Genomic DNA, 21,698 nt, shown 5'->3' on the forward strand with positions numbered 1-21,698 from the left:
GTTACACCCCCAATCCTAAAGAATTTGTTTAATCTTATTAAAATCCACACTGTCCAATCCGGTCAGGTTGACTTTCATGCCAGTGGAACCGTTGCCCATAGTGACACTGTCAACCTGCGCATTCAGATCTGTTTCCAATACCGTATTTTTTCCATCGATATAGGCTGTCGCCTCAATTTTATACACGCCGGGATTGGCCATGGCGCCATTTGAATTCACCCCATCCCAGACAAAAGGTACTTTTCCGGCGCTATGTTGGCCAAGGTCTATATTTTGTACAATTTCCCCGGTATTGGCATTGGTGACTTTGACCTTAACACTGGATGAGCTGTCTGCTAAATTAATAGCGCCCTTTATCTCGCCGCCGGCCGGCAACACCGCTTTCGTTCCGGGAACGGATACATAGCGCCCCACTAAACTCGTTGCTTGCAATGCCTGACTGGAGTTGATCGAGCTGGCAAAATCGGCAAACGATTTTTGCAAATCCTGGATGCCGGATACCGTCCCAAACTGCGCCATTTGCGTAATAAATTCACCGTTTTGCATCGGACTTGATGGGTCTTGATGCGTCATCTGTGCAGTCATTAATTTTAAAAACTGCTCTTGCCCCAATGAAGCTTTTCTAGTCGCCTCGGAATCTTTTTTGGGCGTAACGGTTAAGCTGCTGTAATCAGTTGTTGTACCTTGAATAGCCATCTTTATCTCCTTACTGTCCCATTCTTAAAGTCTGAAGCATCATCTGTTTTGCCGTGTTCAGGACTTCTACATTGTTTTGATAAGAGCGCGATGCAGACAGCATATTGGCCATTTCTTCAACCGTATTAACATTCGATTTAAAAATGAAGCCGTCTTGATTGGCCAACGGATGATTCGGAGCAAACTCCATCACAGCTGAAGCCTGGCTTTCCACGACTCCCAATACCTTCACCTTGCTGGTAGCGTTCTGCTTATCGATGACGTTCTTTAATTCAGCGGCAAACACCGGCTGCCTGGATTTGTAAACGTCATTTGCATCGGTACCGACACTGTTCGCGTTCGATATGTTACTTGCGACCAGATTAAGTCTTAACGACTGTGCATTCATGCCGCTACCGGCAATATCAAATATACTTGAAGACATGACTATTGACCTTTCACTGCGGTCATAAGACCGGTAAATTTGTTACTGAGGAACTGTAAACTGGCTTGATACTGCACCGCATTTTCAGCATATTTAGATTGTTCGATATGGGGTTCGACGGTGTTGCCGTCCAATGACACCTGATTGGGATTTCTATACATGACATTAGCTCCAAATACTTGCTGCTGTGGTGTAATATGCCCTTGATGAGTACGCTCCATGGGTACCCCCGAAGCCAGGCTTTGATTTAAAACCGACTTAAAATCCAAGTCTCGCGCCTTGAAGTTGGGTGTATCTGCATTTGCTAAATTAGCGGCCAGTATCTCGCCTCGTTTTTCTCGAAAAGCCAAGGCCTTAGAATGAATGCCAAGAGCTGTGTCAAAATTAATAGCCATGATAGTTACCTCCTGATTATGTATGCAGAAATAAAAGCACGGCACATGCCATAAATTTTAAATACATATAAATCATCATGATATGAATTATTAAGTCATTTTCCGCTCATTTATTGGCGATTACGCTTAAAATACTCTCCGTCATCCGGCAAAAAATAGCCGCCAATAAACAGTAAAACAGATAAAGCAACAAACAGGCCGGGGGCATACGTCAATAAATTGACTGACACCTGAAAAATAACTTGGCACCAATTGTGCGTAATATTTGACATACGTCATAAAACAAACTTCAACGATGACAAAAAACATCCCGCTCATTTTGGTATTGGCCTTTATTTGTTCCGCATCTCATGCGGAACAAGGTTCCCAATCGCACGAATCTATTGGTGAAGCGGTTAAAGAATATATTGCGCAGAATATCAACCTGCCGGGTGAATATGAGGTGACGCTGATTCCATTGGACAGCAGGCTAAATTTGCCTCAATGCGCCGAACCGCTAGAAGCATTCAAAGCGACCAATATCATTAAGGCCGGCAGAATGACTGTAGGCGTGCGTTGTAATACAGAAAAAAAATGGTCGATTTTCACGTCCGCAGTCATCAAGTCTTATCAAATGGTCGTGGTTTTATCTCAAACGGTGCGTCGAGGTGAAATTGTCACCCGACAACATCTTGCTATCGAAAAAAGAGACGTATCCAATCTCAGGGACGACTTTGTCACGGAAATAGAGCCCGTTGAGAATAAACAGGCTTCGCGTCAATTAGATGCCGGAAGCATTCTTAGCTTTAGGCACTTGGTCGAACCCAAACTTGTCAAAAGAGGAGATAAGGTTATTATTACCACAACGAGAGCGGATCTTTCGATCAGGATGAACGGAGTCGCGATGATGGATGGCATTAAAGGCCAACTTATCAGCGTTAAAAATCAGTCCTCGGGGCGCATCGTTAATGCAACAGTCATCGAACCTGGATTGGTCGCTGTTAAATATTAAATTCACACATGATCTCGCCAAATAAACTATTAAAGTTTTTGACCGCACTGCCGATAACTTTTGCAAATGAAAATATCTTAAGGAATTTGACATGGCTATCGAGATAACCGGTAGAGCAAATAGCCCGACTCCCATCAAAACGCCCTCAAAAGCGGAAGTCGACGGCGAAAAAAAAGTTGCTATTACAACCACAGAGAAAAGCGATAGCATTGCATTGACAGCCGCAACGCAGGAAATGAAAAAGACGCTTGGCTCAGCTACGCCACGGGTAGATATTGATCGGGTTAATGCGGTAAAAAAAGCACTCGCGGACGGAAGCTATTCGGTCAATACTGAAAAGACCGCAAAGAAACTCATTCAATTTGAGAAATTAATGTCTCAAGAAAACAGCACATGAACATGATAGAGCAAACATATCCGATTACTGAAAAACTAATCATCAATGCTCTCCAGCTGGCTCAACAGCTGCATCATGAGCTTATTCAGGAAGCTGATGCCTTAAAAAAAACACAGCAGGCGGAACTGATCAACACTATCGCTGCCAATAAAAAACAGCTGGTTGCGCAAATGGAACAGTTCAACGCGCAACTCACTCAAGTTTTGGCAACCGAAAATCTGCCTAACGATCAGGCAGGTATCAACGAATATTTTAAAAGGGCGGTCACAGCGGGCCTGTTAGCCACTCAATCAATGAGCAATTGGACCCAGCTCATGCTCACCTGCACAGAATGCCGAAACCTGAATGAACAAAACGGCGCCAGTATCGACCTTTTATCCCGCCACACCAAACGCTCCCTGGATATTCTAAAAGGCAAACCGGAATTTACAAACACTTATGGCTCCGATGGATCGACCCAAAGCGACCGGCATAGCCACACCCTGATTTCGGTATAAACTCTATATCTGTACCGGTTGATACCGGCAATTCTTTTCAAAACCCCCTTTCCATTTCTATTATCGAATTCGGCGATCCGCTGCCGCCATCTGGCAACATTCTGTCCGGCAACCAAGAACTTTAGACTTATCGGGGCGCTACGGACGGAACAAATGAATTAAATATCCATCTATGGTAGAATTAATTTTATTTTTGCCCCGATAGCTCAGCTGGATAGAGCGGTCCCCTCCTAAGGGACAGGCCGGTGGTTCAAATCCGCCTCGGGGCACCATTTATATCAACAACTTACAACGCTCATATACACACGTCTAACCGTAACCAGAGACGTCAGCTAACGCCATCGCTATAAAAACGCCGATATTACCGCAATCAACTCGACCGCCGTTTTCTGACGCGTTTTTTATTTAACCCCCCACACTTTTCACCAAGCTGCAAAACATTTGTCAGCAGCAACCTTTTATTGAGACTCTAACTAATATGCCATTTACCACCCTGGGTTTATCTGACCCGCTGCTGCGCGCCATTGCTGACGCAGGCTACACCACCCCCTCCCCGATCCAGTCGCAAGCCATTCCAGCCGTTTTAGGCGGCCATGACGTTCTGGCAGCCGCACAGACAGGAACCGGCAAAACGGCCGGATTCACCCTTCCCATTCTGCATCGCTTATCGCAAAAGGCTTATACCAATAACCGGCCGGTCAGGGTATTGATACTGACCCCAACCCGGGAACTTGCCGCGCAAATCGGCGAATCGGTCAGCAAATATGGAGCGCATTTGCATCCCCGCTTAAAATCCGAAGTCGTATTCGGCGGAGTAAAGATCAACCCGCAAATGATGCGCTTAAGAGGCGGCGTAGACATCCTGGTCGCCACGCCCGGACGCTTGCTGGATCTGGTTAATCAGAATGCGGTGAAACTCGATCAAGTAGAAACACTGATACTTGACGAAGCGGATCGCATGCTGGACATGGGTTTCATCCGGGATATTCGCAAAATCATCGCCTTGCTGCCGAAGAAACGCCAAAACCTGCTGTTTTCGGCGACCTTTTCCGAAGATATACGCAAGCTCACAACGGGACTCCTGGTCAATCCGATAAAAATCGAGGTCGCTCCGCGCAACACCGCCGCAGAACTGGTTGAGCAAGTCGCTTACCTGGTTAATAAAGCCAACAAAACCGAACTGCTCTGTCACTTGATAAAAGAGCATGACTGGCGGCAGGTTTTGGTTTTTACGACTACCAAGCACGGCGCGAACCGGCTCACTGAAAAACTTAACAAGATAAACATTAAGGCGGCGGCAATACACGGCAACAAAAGCCAGGGCGCCAGAACCAGTGCATTGGCGGGCTTTAAAGCCGGTGAAATCAGGGTGCTGGTGGCGACCGATGTCGCGGCGCGCGGCATCGATATTAACCTGCTGCCGCATGTCGTCAATTTTGAACTGCCCAGAGCGCCGGAAGACTATGTACACAGAATCGGCCGAACCGGTCGCGCAGGTGAGGAAGGCCAAGCTATATCGCTGGTGTCCCATGATGAATACAGCTTCTTGCGTCAAGTTGAAAAGCTGATCGGGAAAGAGATTAGACGCGAACAAATTGCCGGTTTTGAAGCGTCCGCAGTTGCGCCGCCGATGCCGCCAGAGCCGCCGCGAGGACCGCGCCCAAGCAGAAACTCAAATCAGCCACGGAAACCCGGCGGTAATCAAGCCGGAAATAAGCCTAGAGCGAAAAGCGCTTAGATTCACAGGTAGGATTGCATGGCGTAACTGCTTCTAAAAGCACATCACCGCGAAGACATGAAGTTCCCGAAGAAAAAACTTCGTGCTCTTCGTGGTGATATGTCTTATTAAGTTATATTAGCGTTACGTTATGCTAACCCGACGCCTCATCCCCATTGAGATTTGCGGACATTAAAATTGCGTCCCTTTATTTTGCCGTTTCTCAAGCAAGCCAGGGCCTTATCAACACTGTCGCGCTTGATTGCAACGTAAGCATGGGCATCAAAAATATCGATCTTGCCCACTTCGCTGCCTGCAATCCCGGAGTCGCCGGTTAACGCCCCCAATATATCCCCCGGACGCACTTTATTCTTGCGCCCGCCGTCGATCCACAAAGTCACCATCGGCGGTTCGAAGCGCTGCTCATGGTTCATCTGGAATGGAGCCACTTCATCCCATTTGGCAGGAATGTTCTGATATTTTTCAATAGCTTTGACCCGGATTAATTCCTTTTCCGTACAAAGACTTAACGCCAAACCTTTGTTACCGGCGCGACCGGTACGCCCGATTCTATGCACATAAATTTCAGGATCCCAGGGTAATTCATAATTAATCACCGCCTGCATATCCTTGATATCCAGCCCCCGCGCAGCCACATCGGTCGCCACCAGCACTGAACAGCTCTTGTTGGCAAAACGAACCAACACTTGGTCCCGATGCTTTTGCTCCAGATCGCCATGCAGTGACTGAACCGAGAAACCGCTATTTTCAAGGAAACTCGCCACATCCTGGCAATCCCGTTTGGTATTGCAAAAGACCACAGTCGATTCGGGCCGATAGTAGGACAAAAGATAGCCTAATGCACTGATTTTTTTAGATTTTTCTACCTGATAAAAACGTTGCTCAATGTCGCTGTCATGATGCCTGGTTTCGATACTGACAGACACCGGCTTAAACTGGAATTTCTGGCTCATCTCCCTGATAGGCTCGGCATAAGTCGCGGAAAACAGCAAAGTCTGCCGATGCGTCGGCGCGTATGAAATCACATCGGTAATGGCTTCTTCAAAACCCATGTCCAGCATCCGGTCGGCCTCGTCCAAAACCAACACCTTGAGATTACTCAAACGCAAGCTGCGTTTGCGTAGATGCTCCTGCAACCGCCCCGGCGTGCCGACAACCACATGAACGCCATGCTCCAACGAACCCAGCTGCGGACCGAAAGGCACGCCGCCGCACAAGGTCAGCACCTTAATGTTTTGCGTAAACCGGGCTAATCGCCGGATTTCCTTGCAGACCTGATCGGCCAGTTCCCGCGTAGGGCAAACCACCATCGCCTGAACCCTAAAACTGTTCAAATCCAACTTGGACAACAGACCAATGCCGAAAGCGGCGGTTTTGCCGCTGCCGGTTTTAGCCTGCGCAATCACGTCCCTGCCTTCAAGAATATGCGGCAAACTCTCCGCCTGGATAGGCGTTAAGTGGGTGTAACCCAGGGATTCAATGTTTTCAAGCAGGGCGGGTTTTAAAGCTAGGGATGAAAATTTGGCAGTACTCACTAAGGACTCTTTATATTGACGTGAATGGCGGCGAACTGCCGTCATTCAATCGCTTATGATACCAGATAGCGGGACCTTAAGCCGGACAAGGTTGATGTTTCAATTGTTAATATCAAATTAGCCAGACACATCAACAAATCCGTGCAAGCCGCGCTTGGACTTAACCGCCAGCCAGTCTTTCAATTGCTTTAACTCTGCGGTTTCTTCCAGGCCGTCCAGGCTTTTCTTATTTTTCAGCAGGCGGAATGCCGCCGACAGCACTTTATACCGCTCTCCGGTAATGCCTGCGCGTCTTAAACCTACGGTGTTCAACTTGTAATGCCGGGCGGGACGTCCGCCGATCAGCATAAAGGGAATCACGTCCATGTTAAGGCCGGTCGTACCCTGCACTATCGCGTATGAACCGATTCTGCAAAATTGGTGCGCAACGACAGCCCCCCCGATAAAAACATTATTGCCGACTTCAACATGCCCACCGATGGCGACATTATTGGCGAATATGGTGTTATTCCCAACGGAGCAATCATGCGCGACATGGCTGTTGTTCATAAAAAAACAGCCCGACCCGATACGGGTCTCGGCATTTTCTTTAGAGGCGCGGTGCGCCGTAAAACCCTCTCTGAAAACGTTGTTGTCTCCGCAGACCAGCCAGGAAACTGTCTCGGCTTTAAAGCCGGTATCTTGCGGTAATCCGCCCAACACAGCATGCGGATGTAAAATATTGCCGTCGCCCATCTTCACATGACTGTGTACCACGGCATGAGCGCCCACTTGGCAGTTGGCTCCCAGTTGAGCGCCTGCTTCGATAACGGCAAAAGGCCCTACCGTAATATTGTCTCCCAGCGACACATCCGGTGCTATATAGGCGGTTGGATGAATATTTTGAGCCATCTTTTATCCTCTTGGATGAAATTTTGAATGTAATTCTTTAAGCCTTTCCCGGGCAATATGGGTATAGATTTGCGTGGTCGATAAATCCGAATGCCCGAGTAATAACTGCACGACCCGCAAATCCGCTCCATGATTCAACAAATGTGTGGCGAAAGCGTGTCTCAACGTATGCGGCGACAGCGCTTTGTTAATGCCGGCTTTTTTTGCATTGCGTTTGATAATATGCCAAAAAGCCTGCCGTGTCATATTCTCGGCCCGGTTGGTGACAAACAGGTAATCGCATTGCCGCTGACCGAGAATGGTCTTTCTGGCTTGAGTCATATAGCTTTCCAGCCAGCTCATGGCTTCTTCGCCGACCGGCACCAGGCGCTCTTTGTTGCCCTTGCCGATAATTCTGACCACGCCTTGCCTGAAGCTAATCTGTTCGAACTTTAAGTTGACCAGCTCCGATACCCTGAGCCCTGTGGCGTAAAGCATTTCCAGCATGGTTCTGTCCCTAAAACCAAGCGCGTTGGTGACTTCAGGCGCATCCAACAGCAACTCGACATCCTGTTCCGATAGCGATTTGGGCAACGGCTGGCCGATATGGGGCGATTCTATTAAGGCGGTCGGGTCGACTTGAATGCTGTTTTCCCGGATGTAATACCCGTAGAACCGGCGCAAACTGGACAAAATACGCGCAGTAGACCGGTTGCCTATGCCTTCTTTATAACGGCTGGACAGAAATTCGGATAGCTGCCCCCCGTCCACTTCCAGTATCGGCTTATCTTTTAACCATTTGGCAAAAATCCTTAAATCGCTGCCGTAAGCCGAAAGCGTGTTCTCGCTCAAGCCCTGCTCGACCCAAACCGCATCGAGAAATTGATCTATCAAAGCCGTTGCGTTCATTTTTTATAGTTTGCTTCAAATTCCAGCAATTTGTATTTTACCGCCAATAAATCGCCGCCGGTTTGCCCGCAATAGCCACCCATGCCGGAAACGGAAACCACCCGGTGGCAGGGGATGAATAAAGCATAAGGATTGTCCCGGCACGCGTTGCCGACTGCCCGCGCCGATGAGCCTATTTTCTTGGCCAATGCGGAATAGGTCATGGTTTCACCAAAGGGTATTTGGCAAAGCGCGGCCCAGACTTGATTTCTGTAGACGCTGCCTTGTTTTAACAGTTTGATGTTAATAGGTCTATCGGGATGCCGCCAATAGGCGTCTAACTCATGTTCAGCAGGCGGACTCGGACAAACGCCCGAATCCCAGTCTGTTTTGCTGATCACGCCCTGACAGCTAGTCAAAACAAACTGCCCGGCCGGAGTCTGAAGCCTTACAACTTCCTCAGCTTCCGAGCAATTTTCGACCCACTGAATTATAAACGGCATAAAACAAGTCCTGAATAATTTTAATGATTCGCTAAAAGACAATCGCTCTAAATTAACCGCCATAAAAAAAGGCAGCCCAAAGCTGCCTTTTTTATCTCATGAAAACCGACTTGATTAAAGTTTTTCTTTAATACGAGCCGCTTTTCCGGTCAGGTCACGCAAGTAATACAACTTGGCACGACGCACATCGCCGCGACGCTTAACATTGATCTCGCTAATCAGCGGGCTGTGTGTTTGGAAAACACGCTCAACGCCGGTACCGTGAGAAATTTTTCTTACTGTGAAAGCCGAGTTTAATCCGCGATTACGTTTTGCAATCACGATGCCTTCAAAAGCCTGAATTCTTTCACGATCGCCTTCTTTTACCTTAACCTGTACAACAACTGTGTCACCTGGACCAAAGTCAGGAATCTGTTTCAATTGTTCCGCTTCCAATTCATCAATAATATTGCTCATACCACACCTTAATTTAAACCAACTCCACAATAAATTCTTTAAGCAAGTTTTCCTGCTCTGCGCTCAAATTCTTTTTTTTCAATAAATCCGGCCGTCTCTGCCAAGTCCGACCCAAAGCCTGCTTCATACGCCAGCGATCTATATCCGCATGATTGCCGCCTAACAAAACTTCCGGTACCGAGTGTCCTTCAATCTGTTCCGGCCTGGTAAAATGCGGACAATCCAGCAAGCCATCGCTATGAGAGTCCTGCTGAGCCGAATCCTCATCACCGAGCACACCCGGCAACAAACGCGTCACCGCATCAATCACTATCAGCGCTGCTAGCTCGCCGCCACTGATAACATAGTCACCGATAGACCATTCATCGTCGCAATCCAGCTCAACAAAACGCTCGTCAATACCTTCATAACGCCCCGCAACTAAAATCAGCTGCGATACTTTACCGGCCTCTGCCAGCAAAGCCTGAGTAATCGGTTTGCCTTGCGGACTCAAATAAACCACTTTAGCGCCTTCAGCGCCAGCCTGTTTTGCGGCATTGACCGCATCATGCAAGGGCTGATATTTCATGACCATGCCAGGACCGCCGCCGTAAGGACGATCATCAACTGTTCTGTGCCTGTCGTGGGTATAATCCCGAGGATTCCATGTCGACAAACCGACTATATTGCGTTCGATCGCCCTGCCGGTTACACCGCAACCCGCAGCCGCTGTCACCATTTCCGGAAATAACGTTACAACATCAAAACGCATGGTGATAATTAAAACTCAGGATCCCAGTCGACAATAATTTTGCCCGCATCCAGATCAACATTAATTATCGTCTGTCCCTGTAAAAACGGAATAACCCGTTCTCGATCTCCATGGACAATAACGACGTCATTAGCGCCTGTTTCCAGCAAACTATCAACTGTGCCTAGCTGAACGCCATCAATGGTTTCAACAGCCAACCCGATCAACTCGGACCAGTAATATTCGCCTTTAGCGGCTTTCGGCAGTTGATCTCGGGTTATAAAAACATCCCAACCCATCAGACCGGCTGCTTGATCCCTGTCACTAACACTGTCCAGCTGGGCGACTATCGTCTTGCCCTGCAGCTGTCCGTCAACAACATCAACGGTTTTTATCTCGTCGCCTTTTATCAACAACCAAGGAGAATAAGTTAAAATATTTTCCCTCGGATCAGTGAAGGAAAATACCTTAACCCATCCTTTTACACCAAAAACGCCGGAAATTTTTCCGACACTTATATGCTGCTGTTCTGACAAACGGTTTATGCCGCCGCTTTTTGTGCGTCTTTAATCAATTTTGCAACGCGATCAGAAGGCTGCGCGCCATTGGCTTTCCAATGCTCAACTCGTTCGCTATCTAAACGCAATCTTTCTTCATTGCCACGAGCCAGTGGATTGAAAAAACCAACACGTTCAATATAACGGCCGTCGCGACCGCTTCTGCTATCGGTTACAACAACGTGATAGAAAGGACGATTTTTCGCGCCACCTCTAGAAAGACGAATGGTTACCATCTAAGTTCCTCAAAAAACATTTAGTCAAAATTGAATCGATTTATTTTACGCGATTTTCCATATAAGTAAAGAACAACACACAACCGATCAAGTTCATTCGCTCTGGCAATCAAATAAGCAGCCATTGCGACAATGAACTATCGTCTCATGCCGCCCATACCACGCACATTATTTTTTATGCCTCGCATCATGTTGGCCATATTGCCGGACTTGAAGCGCTTCATCATTTTCTGCATCATCATAAACTGCTTCAGGATGCGATTGACATCCGACAACTGCTGCCCACAACCGTCCGCAATACGTTTCTTCCGATTGCCTTTAATCAGGTCGGGATAGCGCCTTTCCTTCATGGTCATGGAATTAATGACCGCAATCTGGCGCGACAACTCCTTATCATTAACCTTGTCTCTCACTTCCTGAGGAATACTATTCATACCGGGCAACTTATCCAACATGGAGCCGACTCCACCCATGCTCTGCATTTGCTGCAATTGCTCACGAAAATCTTCCAGATCAAAAGACTTGCCTTTTTGCAGCTTTTTAACGAGTTTCTCGGCCTTTTCCTTGTCAACTTTCTGTTCGATCTCTTCAATCAGACCCAGCACATCACCCATACCCAAAATACGGGAAGCGATACGATCAGGATAGAAAGGCTCCAAAGCATCGGTTTTTTCGCCCATCCCGATAAACTTGATCGGCTTGCCGGTAATATGGCGTATAGACAGCGCCGCCCCGCCTCGTGCGTCACCGTCCGCCTTGGTCAGGATAACCCCGGTCAACGGCAACGCGTCATTAAAGGCTTTTGCTGTAATTGCCGCATCCTGCCCGGTCATGCTGTCAACAACAAACAAGGTTTCGATAGGATTGATTGCCGCATGCAACGCTTTAATCTCGCCCATCATTTCATCATCGACATGCAGACGGCCTGCGGTATCGATAATAATGACATCGAGAAATTTTTTCCTGGCCGCTTCAATCGCATTCTTGGCAATATCTACCGGATCTTGCGACGCATCGCTTTCAAAAAACTCCAAAGAAAGATCGTTTGCCAGCATCTGCAACTGCTTGATCGCCGCAGGACGATAAACGTCGGCGCTGACCACGCCGACTTTTTTCTTTTGATTTTCTTTTAACCAACGACCCAGTTTGGCCACCGTCGTGGTTTTACCGGCACCTTGCAAGCCCGCCATTAAAATAATCGCGGGAGGGACGGCATTAAGATTCAGCTTTTCGTTGGCCTCGCCCATCACGGTGACCAGCTCAGCCTGAACCAACTTAATCAGCGACTGGCCGGGCGAAAGACTGGATTGAACCTCCTGCCCTAACGCACCTTCTTTGATACGTTCAATAAAATCCGTAACCACCGGCAAAGCAACATCGGCCTCAAGCAAAGCCATCCGCACTTCGCGCAGGGTGTCCTTGATATTGCTTTCAGTCAAGCGCCCCTGGCCCTTAATTTTTTTAAGCGTGCTACCTAATCGATCGGTTAAATTATCAAACATATCAGTATCTTTAATTAAATCTTCAGGGAAACCATTCACTAACACAAATGCGTTAGGACTATTTAGCGGGATATATTAACATAGCCATTGAGGCCTTTGCATTAAACTCAAGGGAATTTGGGTGTGATGGAAATGCGACTTGTCGCATTATCTGGAAGCTAATGCCCCTTACCATTCATACTGGCAAAAAGTCCACACCTGACAGTGGCGTTACCGATTGATTACAAACCAATAAAACGACCCTAATGAACACCATCGCACTCGCCACCCTGTCAATATGCACTTATCTGGCAAGCACGCTGCTTATTGCCTGGGATACTCATCAGAACAAAAGACAAAGTACACCGCTTTATCTTGGATGGCTGGCCGTAGGCGCACATACCTTATATACCGCCGCCGCATTCCAGCAAAACAGCAGCTTCAATTTTAGCTTTATCAGTACCGCGTCCCTAGTTTCACTGATTGTCGCCCTACTGCTGCTTATCGCTACACTCAACAAGCCTGTCGAAAAACTCGGTCTCGTCATATTTCCGGTTGCCGCGATCATGCTGGCGCTGGAACTGAACCTGCCCGAGAAACCGCATCTACTGCACACCCACAACTGGCAGATGAGCGTTCACATCTTAACCTCAATTATCGCGTTCAGCCTGCTCAATATCGCCGCCTTGCAAGCCGTTCTGCTCGCCATTCAGGACCAGCAGCTTAAAAGCCACCCGCCCAAACGCTTTATCCAGTCACTGCCTTCCTTGCAAGCCATGGAATCTTTATTGTTCCAAATGCTCGGCACAGGGCTTTTTTTCCTGAGCATTTCCCTGGTCAGCGGCTTCATCTTTATCGAAGATTTGTTTGCCCAGCATTTGGCGCACAAGACTGTATTATCCATAATCGCCTGGATCATTTTTTCCAGCTTGCTGATAGGCCGATTGCGTTACGGATGGCGAGGAAAAACCGCAGTCCGCTGGACCTTGACGGGCTTTGTTTTGCTGCTGCTGGCTTACTTCGGCAGCAAGCTGGTGCTGGAAATTATCTTACATAGATAGTGCATTTTTACAATTTCCTTACCAAACCCATGCCGGTTTCAATCCAAATATAACTATGCTGGAAACCCCTGAAGACACACTAGACCCATCCGACTGGAATGCCTTTCGCTTGCAAGGCCATCGGATGCTGGACGACATGATCGACTATCTTGAACACCTGCGCGACCAACCGGTCTGGCAGCCTATGCCCGACGAAGTTCGGGATTCATTCCGCCAAGCATTGGATGACGTCCCATCCGACCTAGCAAAAACGCATGAACTATTTCTCAAAGACGTACTCCCCTACGCCTTGGGCAACGTCCATCCCGGCTTTATGGGCTGGGTTCATGGCGGAGGAACCCCGGTCGGCATGCTCGCGGAAATGCTGGCAGGCGGGCTGAACGCCAATCTCGGCGGACGCGATCAATCGCCGATAGAAATCGAACGACAGGTCGTACAGTGGGTCCGAAGACTGTTTAATTTCCCGGAAACCGCCAGCGGCCTGTTTGTGACCGGCACCTCGATGGCCAACCTGATCGGCGTCCTGATTGCACGCACCGCCCGCTTAGGCACCGATGTACGTCATACGGGCATAGCCGCCAACGGTCAACAGTTGGTCGCCTATACCTCGGCCGGCGCACATATCAGCATCGTTCAAGCCATGGACATTGCCGGCTTCGGCAGTGCCGCGTTACGCATGATACCTGTCGATCAGCTGCACCAAATGGATATAGCGGCGCTTGAACGCGCCATTGCCGAGGACAAAAAAGCCGGGATGACGCCGTTTTTCATTGCCGGCACAGTGGGCACCGTAGGCGTCGGCGCCATTGACAACCTTCAGGCTATTGCCGAACTTTGCGAACGCGAAAGCATCTGGTTCCACGTCGACGGCGCTTACGGCGCGCTGGCCATGCTCGCGCCGGATATTGCTCCGCGACTGCAAGGCATCGGACGCGCCGATTCGATCGCCTTTGATTTCCATAAATGGGGACAAGTTCCCTATGATGCAGGATTTATATTAGTGCGGGACGGCGAGCTGCATCACAACGCATTCGCTTCGCCCGCCGCTTACCTGAAACGGGAAACCCGCGGCATGGCGGCCGGTTCGCCGTGGCCTTGCGACTTCGGCCCCGATCTTTCACGCGGTTTCAGGGCGCTCAAAACCTGGTTCACCTTAAAAGTTTACGGCGAGGAAAAATTAGGCAGGGTTATTTCAAATACCTGCGCGCTGGCCCAGCACATGAAGCGGCGTATCGAAGCCGAACCGCAGCTGGAACTGCTCGCGCCCGTTGCGCTGAATATCGTATGCTTCCGCTACCGTAGCGAGGATGCCGACCGGGTCAATGCCGACCTGGTGGTCGCGCTGCAGGAGTCCGGCATTGCGGCACCGTCAACGACAACCATCAACGGACAGCTGGCCATTCGAGCCGCCATCGTCAATCATCGCACCACCGTAAGCGACATTGACGCCTTGATCGATGCCACACTCGAATTGGGCGGGATTGCCGCTCGCAGCGCCTGTTCCTGACAGGCTTGCCGCATACACACCATTCCTGGCGATAGAAAATGCCCAACCTTAGGAAAACCAATGCAATCCAATGAACATACCGAACCGCTGCTCGGCCTCGCAAAGCTGATGCGAATGGCTTACTCCGGCTCCGACCTCGCCCCTTTGGGCACGCAGTTGATCGAACGCGCCGAGACTGAATCCGGCGGCCACGCCCTGATGGATTTATCCACGATTTTGCAGCTCCGTGGCAACCGCGACTTGGCCTTAAGCACGCAAGCCCAGGCCATCGAAAGCCAGCAAATATATTCCCCTCCCACTGCGGCAGATCAAGTAACTGTCCGCCTGCTCGCGATCATGGGCGTCGGCGACTTGATGTCCAACACGCCGGTGGAATTCCTGCTGGAAGACTCCGATGTCGCCTTGGATATCGTCTATGTAACCCAAAACCAGCCTTTACCGGCCGACCTGCCGGATCACGATGTGCTGTTCGTCGCCATCGCCCAATCCGATCAAAATATGCCGCTGTTAAAACAGATCGATGCCGCGATAGCAACATGGCCCCGCCCGGTGCTGAACAGGCCTGACCGTATTGCATTGATGTCGCGGAATGAAGCCTGCGTATTGCTAAAATCCGCACCGGGCATAGAGATGCCGATTACGGCACGCATATCCCGGCAAACCCTGCAACAAATCGCCGATGGCGAGCTGCCGCTGACAGAGATTCTCGAAGACGGCGTTTTCCCGATTATCGTCCGCCCGGTCGATTCCCACGCAGGGAAAGACCTGGACAAGATAGACAGCTCAACCGTGCTTGTCAGCTACCTGCAAAACATGCCCAATGAAGAGTTTTATATATCCCGTTTTGTCGACTATCGCGGGCAGGATGGCTTGTTCCGCAAATACCGCATCGTCCTGATCGACGGCAAACCCTTTGTTTGCCATGTCGGCATATCCGAACACTGGATGGTCCACTACCTGAATGCAGGCATGGCCGAAAACGCCGAAAAACGCGCCGAAGAAGAACGTTTTATGATCGATTTCGACAGCGGCTTTGCCCGTAAACATGCCGAAGCCTTCCGCGCCATCAACGAACGGGCCGGACTGGACTATCTGGGCATCGATTGCGGCGAAACCGCCGACGGCAAATTGCTGATTTTCGAGATTGACAGCTGCATGATTGTCCATGCGATCGATCCGGTCGATATTTTTCCGTACAAGCAACCGCAGATGCGGAAAGTGTTCAGCGCCTTTCGGCAGATGCTGCTTAACGCAATGCAACGTAGCGCCGCTTAATGTCATCATTAAGTAACTGCATTACGCCTGACAACTCATTGCGGGAGCGCAAGCAGAGCTTGCAGGCGAAGCCTGCACTCCATACTTCATAATTATTGTGCAAAACCTTTTCAAAACGCCCGGCAACCTGCCATCCACAGAACAACTGCTGCTTGCAGGCGGCGATGCGCGTATCGCGGTCGATCCGCTCAGCGGACTGAATAAATACGGCTGCGGGCCTTTTCCCGACCCTCAGCTGCTGGCATTCGGCTCCTCTACCGCATCGATTATTTCCGCAGAAGGTTTCGCCGCCGCAGACCGGCTGCGCCAAAAACTGCTGACAGCCCTCGGCACGGAATCGCCTTCAACCGTTTATGCACGGGAAATGCAGCGGATTCGCCAGGAATGCCTGCGCTTATGCGACCTGTCCGACGTCACCGGACTGGAACTTATATTCTCCCCATCCGGCACCGACATCCATAGCATTGCCTCCCAATATGCAGGCAGCGGCGCATCCGCACCGGCGCTGGCTATCATGGTCGAAGCCAATGAAACCGGAAGCGGAGTGGCATCGGCCTTGGCGGATAATACCGTTGAAATTGCACAAGTATCGATTCGGCTGGACGATGGAACGCCCAAGCCGCCGACCGCAATCGACGCCGACGCAGAAGCCCTGGCCAGCAAAGCCGTCGCATCAAACCGGCGCGTGCTGTTGATTCTGGTCGATCAATCCAAAACCGGGTTAATCGCGCCGAGCCCGGCCTGCGTCATCGCGCTGCACCGCCGTTTCCCCGACAACATCGAGGTACTGGTCGATGCCTGCCAATTTCGCATCGCAATGCCGACTTTGCGCGCCTATCTGGAACAAGGCTTCATGGTCGCACTGACCGGTTCGAAATTCCTTACCGCTCCGACTTTCTCCGGTATGTTATTGCTTCCTCCGGCCCTGGCAGAGCGGTTCCAGAAACGTCCATTTCCACGCCGTCTGTCGTCTTGTTCGTCAAAAGCCGATTGGCCGACCAATTGGACCGGAGCCGAGCATCTGGATCATGCCGCCAACTTCGGCCTGCTGCTGCGTTGTGAAGTTGCGCTGGAAGAACTGCGCCGGTTTCGCGCCGTGCCGCAAGCAGCCGTCATCGAATTCTTGCAGGCCTTTTCCGAAGCGATCCGGCAACGGCTGGCGTCCGACCCTCACTTCGAGCCCTTGCCTGTCCCTCCACTCGACCGTCGTCCGCTAATAGAGCCGGATAACTGGGACCATCTCCAGACCATCTTTCCTTTTCTGCTTTACCATCCCCAGCCCGCCGGGCGGACACCGTTAAGTCGCGAGGAAACCCTGCATGTCTACCGGCAACTGCCGGAAACGGCCGCCGGCATGCCGTCATCAATACGCTGCCAACTTGGCCAGCCCGTCGCCTGCGGCAGCCGTAACGGCGCGGCGGTCAGCGCCTTGCGTTTGTGCCTCAGCTCACGGCTGATTGTCGAAGCGACAACAAGCAGTGACAAGGGCATCGGCGTGATTAAAAATGCGCTACTGGCTTTAGACAAAACGGCATGGTTAATCCAATCAAGCGTCAATGAAGTTTAAACAATTTTGGTGATGCTCGCCGAACTCAGCGCTGTTTGCGCAATTTAAGTTCTGCAAGCAATTCCAGGCTGTACTCTTCACTGTCCGTCAGGTCAGCAAGAGAGGCATCATTGTTATCGCGTATCTAGGTCAACGGAATCTGCCATCAGGCCAAATCCAGCAATGCAAAACATATAGGTAGAAATAGTTCGGGATTCATGCTGGCCATTAAGCAGGAATTATAAACGCGAGCCCCCTGAAACAAAACGTCCTACCCGTAAACTCTGGCACTCGGAATCGTATTTCACCATAGACCCCACACCAAAACCTGAGCACTTGCCTATATAAAAAGTGCCGCTTTCCGGTTCCTGGTCCCGCCAGTCGCGAAAAAACCCAAGCGGAATTACGCTGCCTCCCCTAGCGAATACGTCAGAATATTGAACTGTTGGCTCATCGGGTGGTCTCCGTCAATTCCGGAAAAATCATTTTCTGTTTCGACTTTCATGCTCGGTTTTATCGAATTCATCCAATGGCGTATAGGAACAATAGCCGTAGACAATTTTTTCGTCATCGTCCAGTGTTTCAAACATCGACTCAGGTATGGCTCTCGGGTAATCAAACCCTTGTTTTATATACCAACGGCAAAACGTGGCAATGAGCGCCCACCGGTCTCTTTTCACGCTGTTTTCCAGAGTTGCATGCAAAATCCTGCTGTCCCAAATCACAATATCCCCGGCTTCGGCCTCTAAAGGAATTGCCTCCGCATTCTCGCCTTGCGGCGCATATTCCCCGGTTTGATGGGATTTTGGCACGACCAGTGTAACAGCCATTGTCCACCTTGGAATCATTCAGGAAGAGAATGGCTTGACCGACGGAAGTATAGTTTCCTGAGTAAGGAATAAACGAGTCTATGTGGTACGGCAAAGCTTCAAGCGAGCTGCGCAGATGCATCGCGCGCAGTATATAGTTGGGCTAATCCGGCGGGATTGCCTCATAAAATTTTTCGTTCAGCAGCTCTTTCAGGACTTCGCCCGGCGTGCCGCGAATAAATAAGCGAAGCGCGTCCTGACGCTTGTAAATAGTCCGGTCAAAACTGTTCAATCGCTGTTGATTACGCAACAAATTAGCCTGTTCATCCTCGGTATATTGAAAGGTATTGGCAAACTCGAGCAAGTTCCGAACTACAGCCGGGTCAACGGCCTGCTTGATAACGGCATAGCCTTGCTGACGTATATGATTGACATGCGTTTTTGCGGTTAAAGAGATCATTCTTTCTGATTCATTGATCTGGCAGGAAAACTTCCTCAACCTGTTCTATGGTTGGGAAATCGGGAAAATATTGAGCCCGATGGACACTCCGCTGATAAGCGCTCGGGTAGCAGCGGTCAATAAATGTGATTTCATCGGCGTTATCGAATCGGGTTGAAAGTGCAAACCGGTATTGGCCGGGTGTCCCATTGCTTGAACTGCGATGGACGGTAAACATCGACATAAACACCACATCACCCACGTCGACCTCGGCTGGAATGAAATCCGCTTCTCGGTACTGCTCAGGCCGCAGCTCCCATAAGGCGCTACCGCTATCCACAGTGGCTAACAGACCTCGCTTATGGCTGCCCGGAATCAGCTCCAACGGAAAGTTATCCCGATCCACCCGGACCAGCGGCAGCCAAACAACCACACCGTCCAGGCTGCCCTGTACCGAAGGAAAGTCCTGGTGCACGCCCAGTCCGAAATAGCCTTCCGGGATTTTTAACTCATGCGCCATGATATGAGCGACTTGACCGCCCGGTACAAAAATGTCTCGCCAACCGAATTTATCGAACAGAAAACCGGTGATCCGGGGATCATGTAACAGCTGGTATATATCGAGCTTTCGCCATACCGCCCCGGCCGTCTTTTTGTAACGCTCCAGGTCACATTGATGCAGCGCCTGCATCGCATCAAAAAGCGCCATGCCTTCAACGTCAACGAAGATTTGCCGCAACTGGTCGAGAAAGGTCTTGGCTATAGAGTCCCGCACCTTATCAACGCACTGCTGATCCAGCAGGCCTTTCGCGACGAAAAATCCATTTGACTTATATTGTTCGAGTTCGGCAGTCATTATCCAGTCCTCTATAAATAGATCGGTAACACCGTGAGTTAGGGCGCCGTCAAAACCTACGCTGAAGCCTCGGCGTAACCAAAGCCTGTCTGCCCAAAACCGTTTCCGTTGTAGAACATATAACGGCGACCGCCAACATCAACCACTTCGGGATAAGCCAGCATGAAAGAATCCCAGCCTTGATTACTCAACTCGATACCGGCCTGATCGTCCAGGCGAGTCCACACCAGGCCATCGCCGGATTCAGCGTAGCCGATACGGTAACTATTCGCACAGGTATCCCGGTAATCGGTATGGCCGCGGTAACTGTACCACATGCGATAAAGCGCGCCATCTTTGCACACACTGGCCCTAGCGATGCCGCCCTCGGCAGCGTCGGCATAGTCAATCGCCACTCGCCCTTCCCTGCGCCAATGAATGCCGTCGTCCGATTCGGCATATTTGAGATGGTAAAACGGCTCCATGCGCCCGCCGATCATCTCCCAGCCGGTACACGACAGATACCAGTTGCGCCAAACGCCATTTTCAATCCGAACGCAGGTCGTAGCGCAAAAATAAGGCTCCTCGGCCGAGCGATCCATGACCGGACCGTCAAACAGCCGACGGTAGGTGCATCCGCCATCGTCACTGACCGCCAAACCCACAGAGTTATGATACGGCACTGTATTGCGCACATTCCAGCCGATGTAATACAAATATTTCAGTCCCTGCCAGTTCACGATTGAAGACGGCATCATGCCGCAATCGTCAAACGTCCCCGGCAAGCCAAGCTGCAACAAGGGTTCCGCCTGAATATCGAGTATATTCGCCGGATTTGCCGCATCCACTTTCATCCGTGCAATCAAACTGCGATTAGCGTCGTCGCGGCTGCTGAAAAACACATCCAGCCGCTTGTCATCCAGCATATCCACCGTAGGAATCTGGGCGTGCGACCGCGCCCACGGCAGCCGTTCATCAAGGCCGTAAATGATCCCGCGCTTATGCCACGAAATCACGCCGCGCTTCTCTTAAAAACACAGTTAAACAAACCATCGTAGTTTTGCACTTGATATTTTTCTTGCAGAATAAAGCCATTGCTTTCAAAAACGGAAAAGACTGTTGAACTGATGAATTCTTCGGTCAATTCCATAAAAATAGACTCGACATGTTTCAGGCACAACTTGGCGCCTTGCAACACTTCGGCTTCCGCCCCGTCGACATCGATTTTCAAATACCGCGGCAGAGGCAGCCCCATCGTCTCGACCAAATCGTCAAGCCTGCATTTTAAGACCGGATGCGAATGTGCGGGCTGAAAATCAACACCAAAAACGTCTCTGGACTGATCCAGGATCTTCTCATGCCCACCCAGCTCCATGCGCTTTATATGCATCTTGCCAACCGCCATTTCTTTGGAAACAGCCAGGTTATAACAACCTTCAAGCGCCGCTCCTGATGACGTTGAATTAAGATAACTATTGTACGCCAGCAGAAAATAATTCAGCGGATCGGGTTCAATGGCGATAACCCGCAAACCGCATGCAGCGGCATACATTGAAAATATCCCGTTACTGGCGCCAACGTCATATAAAACTTCCCCTGCGGGGATACGGTCAATCCAGTCCAACAATTCAGGCTCTATATGCTCATGGCCTGAAGCCATCCATAACAATCTGCGGGACAGGCAAAGCCAATCGATTTTTTTTCCTCTAACCGTTGTGCTGTACCTGAAATCATCCAAATTAAAAGCATCGGCTTTTTTTAGATGCTCGCTGTCTACCAATGTCTCTAAGGCAACAAATGCGCGTTCGTGGGCCATTATTTTTCCTGATGTG

The 21,698-nt window shown here is 50.1% G+C and carries 25 protein-coding genes and 1 tRNA gene; 9 read left to right on the forward strand and 17 right to left on the reverse strand.

Annotated elements, in window-relative coordinates; all coding sequences use genetic code 11:
* Positions 1-15: 15 nt before the first annotated feature.
* Genes B0F88_RS09575 through flgB form a run of 3 tightly spaced genes read right to left on the reverse strand, consistent with a single transcriptional unit; the run spans position 16 to position 1,515 of the window.
* Positions 16-696 (reverse strand): flagellar hook assembly protein FlgD, encoded by a 681-nt coding sequence (locus tag B0F88_RS09575; RefSeq protein WP_104423708.1) that lies wholly within the window; start codon positions 694-696, stop codon positions 16-18.
* Between the two features lie 10 nt (positions 697-706).
* A complete protein-coding gene (gene flgC, locus B0F88_RS09580) occupies positions 707-1,120 on the reverse strand; it encodes a flagellar basal body rod protein FlgC (RefSeq protein WP_104423709.1) in 414 nt (137 codons plus the stop codon).
* A gap of 2 nt (positions 1,121-1,122) precedes the next feature.
* Positions 1,123-1,515, reverse strand: a complete 393-nt coding sequence (gene flgB / locus B0F88_RS09585; RefSeq protein WP_104423710.1) for a flagellar basal body rod protein FlgB — start codon at positions 1,513-1,515, stop codon at positions 1,123-1,125.
* 295 nt (positions 1,516-1,810) lie between these two features.
* Here flgB and flgA point away from each other — a divergent pair, with 295 nt between their 5' ends.
* The 5 genes from flgA to B0F88_RS09610 all read left to right on the forward strand — a co-directional run bounded on the left by flgA (position 1,811) and on the right by B0F88_RS09610 (position 5,138).
* A complete protein-coding gene (gene flgA / locus B0F88_RS09590) occupies positions 1,811-2,506 on the forward strand; it encodes a flagellar basal body P-ring formation chaperone FlgA (RefSeq protein ID WP_104423711.1) in 696 nt (231 codons plus the stop codon).
* Positions 2,507-2,597: 91 nt separating this feature from the next.
* Complete coding sequence (gene flgM, locus B0F88_RS09595) at positions 2,598-2,903, forward strand: flagellar biosynthesis anti-sigma factor FlgM (protein ID WP_104423712.1); 306 nt, start codon at positions 2,598-2,600, stop codon at positions 2,901-2,903.
* A 2-nt stretch (positions 2,904-2,905) separates the two neighbouring features.
* Complete coding sequence (locus B0F88_RS09600; RefSeq protein WP_104423753.1) at positions 2,906-3,400, forward strand: flagella synthesis protein FlgN; 495 nt, start codon at positions 2,906-2,908, stop codon at positions 3,398-3,400.
* A gap of 195 nt (positions 3,401-3,595) precedes the next feature.
* Positions 3,596-3,672: transfer RNA gene (locus B0F88_RS09605), tRNA-Arg, on the forward strand.
* A 206-nt stretch (positions 3,673-3,878) separates the two neighbouring features.
* The gene (locus B0F88_RS09610; RefSeq protein ID WP_104423713.1) at positions 3,879-5,138 is read left to right on the forward strand and encodes a DEAD/DEAH box helicase; all 1,260 of its coding nucleotides are present in this window, start codon (positions 3,879-3,881) and stop codon (positions 5,136-5,138) included.
* A 146-nt stretch (positions 5,139-5,284) separates the two neighbouring features.
* On the opposite strand, the gene dbpA is transcribed toward B0F88_RS09610, so the two are convergent.
* The 9 genes from dbpA to ffh all read right to left on the reverse strand — a co-directional run bounded on the left by dbpA (position 5,285) and on the right by ffh (position 12,415).
* Positions 5,285-6,673: an ATP-dependent RNA helicase DbpA gene (dbpA, locus tag B0F88_RS09615; protein ID WP_104423714.1), complete on the reverse strand. Its 1,389-nt coding sequence runs from the start codon at positions 6,671-6,673 to the stop codon at positions 5,285-5,287.
* 117 nt (positions 6,674-6,790) lie between these two features.
* Positions 6,791-7,564: an acyl-ACP--UDP-N-acetylglucosamine O-acyltransferase gene (gene lpxA, locus B0F88_RS09620; protein ID WP_104423715.1), complete on the reverse strand. Its 774-nt coding sequence runs from the start codon at positions 7,562-7,564 to the stop codon at positions 6,791-6,793.
* A gap of 3 nt (positions 7,565-7,567) precedes the next feature.
* Entirely contained in the window at positions 7,568-8,452 is an 885-nt protein-coding gene (gene xerD / locus B0F88_RS09625; protein WP_104423716.1) for a site-specific tyrosine recombinase XerD, read from the reverse strand.
* Positions 8,449-8,934 (reverse strand): methylated-DNA--[protein]-cysteine S-methyltransferase, encoded by a 486-nt coding sequence (locus B0F88_RS09630; RefSeq protein ID WP_104423754.1) that lies wholly within the window; start codon positions 8,932-8,934, stop codon positions 8,449-8,451. The genes xerD and B0F88_RS09630 overlap by 4 nt, the downstream gene beginning before the upstream one ends.
* A 114-nt stretch (positions 8,935-9,048) precedes the next feature.
* Entirely contained in the window at positions 9,049-9,390 is a 342-nt protein-coding gene (rplS, locus tag B0F88_RS09635) for a 50S ribosomal protein L19 (protein WP_104423717.1), read from the reverse strand.
* Positions 9,391-9,403: 13 nt separating this feature from the next.
* Positions 9,404-10,141: a tRNA (guanosine(37)-N1)-methyltransferase TrmD gene (gene trmD, locus B0F88_RS09640; protein WP_104423718.1), complete on the reverse strand. Its 738-nt coding sequence runs from the start codon at positions 10,139-10,141 to the stop codon at positions 9,404-9,406.
* 8 nt (positions 10,142-10,149) lie between these two features.
* On the reverse strand, positions 10,150-10,656 hold the full coding sequence (gene rimM / locus B0F88_RS09645; RefSeq protein ID WP_104423719.1) for a ribosome maturation factor RimM: 507 nt from the start codon (positions 10,654-10,656) through the stop codon (positions 10,150-10,152).
* Between the two features lie 5 nt (positions 10,657-10,661).
* Positions 10,662-10,913 carry a 30S ribosomal protein S16 gene (rpsP, locus tag B0F88_RS09650; protein ID WP_104423720.1) on the reverse strand — a complete coding sequence of 84 codons (252 nt, stop codon included), beginning with the start codon at positions 10,911-10,913 and terminating at the stop codon, positions 10,662-10,664.
* 137 nt (positions 10,914-11,050) lie between these two features.
* Complete coding sequence (gene ffh, locus B0F88_RS09655; protein WP_104423721.1) at positions 11,051-12,415, reverse strand: signal recognition particle protein; 1,365 nt, start codon at positions 12,413-12,415, stop codon at positions 11,051-11,053.
* 245 nt (positions 12,416-12,660) lie between these two features.
* On the opposite strand from ffh, the gene B0F88_RS09660 reads away from it, so the two are divergent.
* From B0F88_RS09660 to B0F88_RS09675, 4 genes are all read left to right on the forward strand, one after another.
* Positions 12,661-13,455 (forward strand): cytochrome C assembly family protein, encoded by a 795-nt coding sequence (locus B0F88_RS09660; protein ID WP_104423722.1) that lies wholly within the window; start codon positions 12,661-12,663, stop codon positions 13,453-13,455.
* Positions 13,456-13,510: 55 nt separating this feature from the next.
* Positions 13,511-14,962 (forward strand): pyridoxal phosphate-dependent decarboxylase family protein, encoded by a 1,452-nt coding sequence (locus B0F88_RS09665; protein ID WP_104423723.1) that lies wholly within the window; start codon positions 13,511-13,513, stop codon positions 14,960-14,962.
* A gap of 60 nt (positions 14,963-15,022) precedes the next feature.
* Positions 15,023-16,237, forward strand: a complete 1,215-nt coding sequence (locus B0F88_RS09670) for an ATP-grasp domain-containing protein (protein WP_104423724.1) — start codon at positions 15,023-15,025, stop codon at positions 16,235-16,237.
* 97 nt (positions 16,238-16,334) lie between these two features.
* On the forward strand, positions 16,335-17,804 hold the full coding sequence (locus tag B0F88_RS09675; RefSeq protein WP_104423725.1) for a hypothetical protein: 1,470 nt from the start codon (positions 16,335-16,337) through the stop codon (positions 17,802-17,804).
* Between the two features lie 461 nt (positions 17,805-18,265).
* On the opposite strand, the gene B0F88_RS09685 is transcribed toward B0F88_RS09675, so the two are convergent.
* The 5 genes from B0F88_RS09685 to B0F88_RS09705 all read right to left on the reverse strand — a co-directional run bounded on the left by B0F88_RS09685 (position 18,266) and on the right by B0F88_RS09705 (position 21,682).
* Entirely contained in the window at positions 18,266-18,613 is a 348-nt protein-coding gene (locus B0F88_RS09685; RefSeq protein ID WP_181049872.1) for a phytanoyl-CoA dioxygenase family protein, read from the reverse strand.
* 142 nt (positions 18,614-18,755) lie between these two features.
* A complete protein-coding gene (locus tag B0F88_RS09690; protein WP_104423727.1) occupies positions 18,756-19,052 on the reverse strand; it encodes a hypothetical protein in 297 nt (98 codons plus the stop codon).
* A gap of 10 nt (positions 19,053-19,062) precedes the next feature.
* Positions 19,063-19,887, reverse strand: coding sequence for a phytanoyl-CoA dioxygenase family protein (locus B0F88_RS09695; protein ID WP_104423728.1), 825 nt, complete (start codon positions 19,885-19,887; stop codon positions 19,063-19,065).
* 56 nt (positions 19,888-19,943) lie between these two features.
* Positions 19,944-20,882 carry a hypothetical protein gene (locus tag B0F88_RS09700; protein ID WP_104423729.1) on the reverse strand — a complete coding sequence of 313 codons (939 nt, stop codon included), beginning with the start codon at positions 20,880-20,882 and terminating at the stop codon, positions 19,944-19,946.
* Positions 20,879-21,682, reverse strand: a complete 804-nt coding sequence (locus tag B0F88_RS09705) for an FkbM family methyltransferase (protein WP_104423730.1) — start codon at positions 21,680-21,682, stop codon at positions 20,879-20,881. Before B0F88_RS09705 ends, B0F88_RS09700 begins: the two co-directional genes overlap by 4 nt.
* Positions 21,683-21,698 lie beyond the last annotated feature (16 nt).

The organism is Methylobacter tundripaludum, assembly GCF_002934365.1.
GTDB classification, from domain to species: domain Bacteria; phylum Pseudomonadota; class Gammaproteobacteria; order Methylococcales; family Methylomonadaceae; genus Methylobacter_A; species Methylobacter_A tundripaludum_A.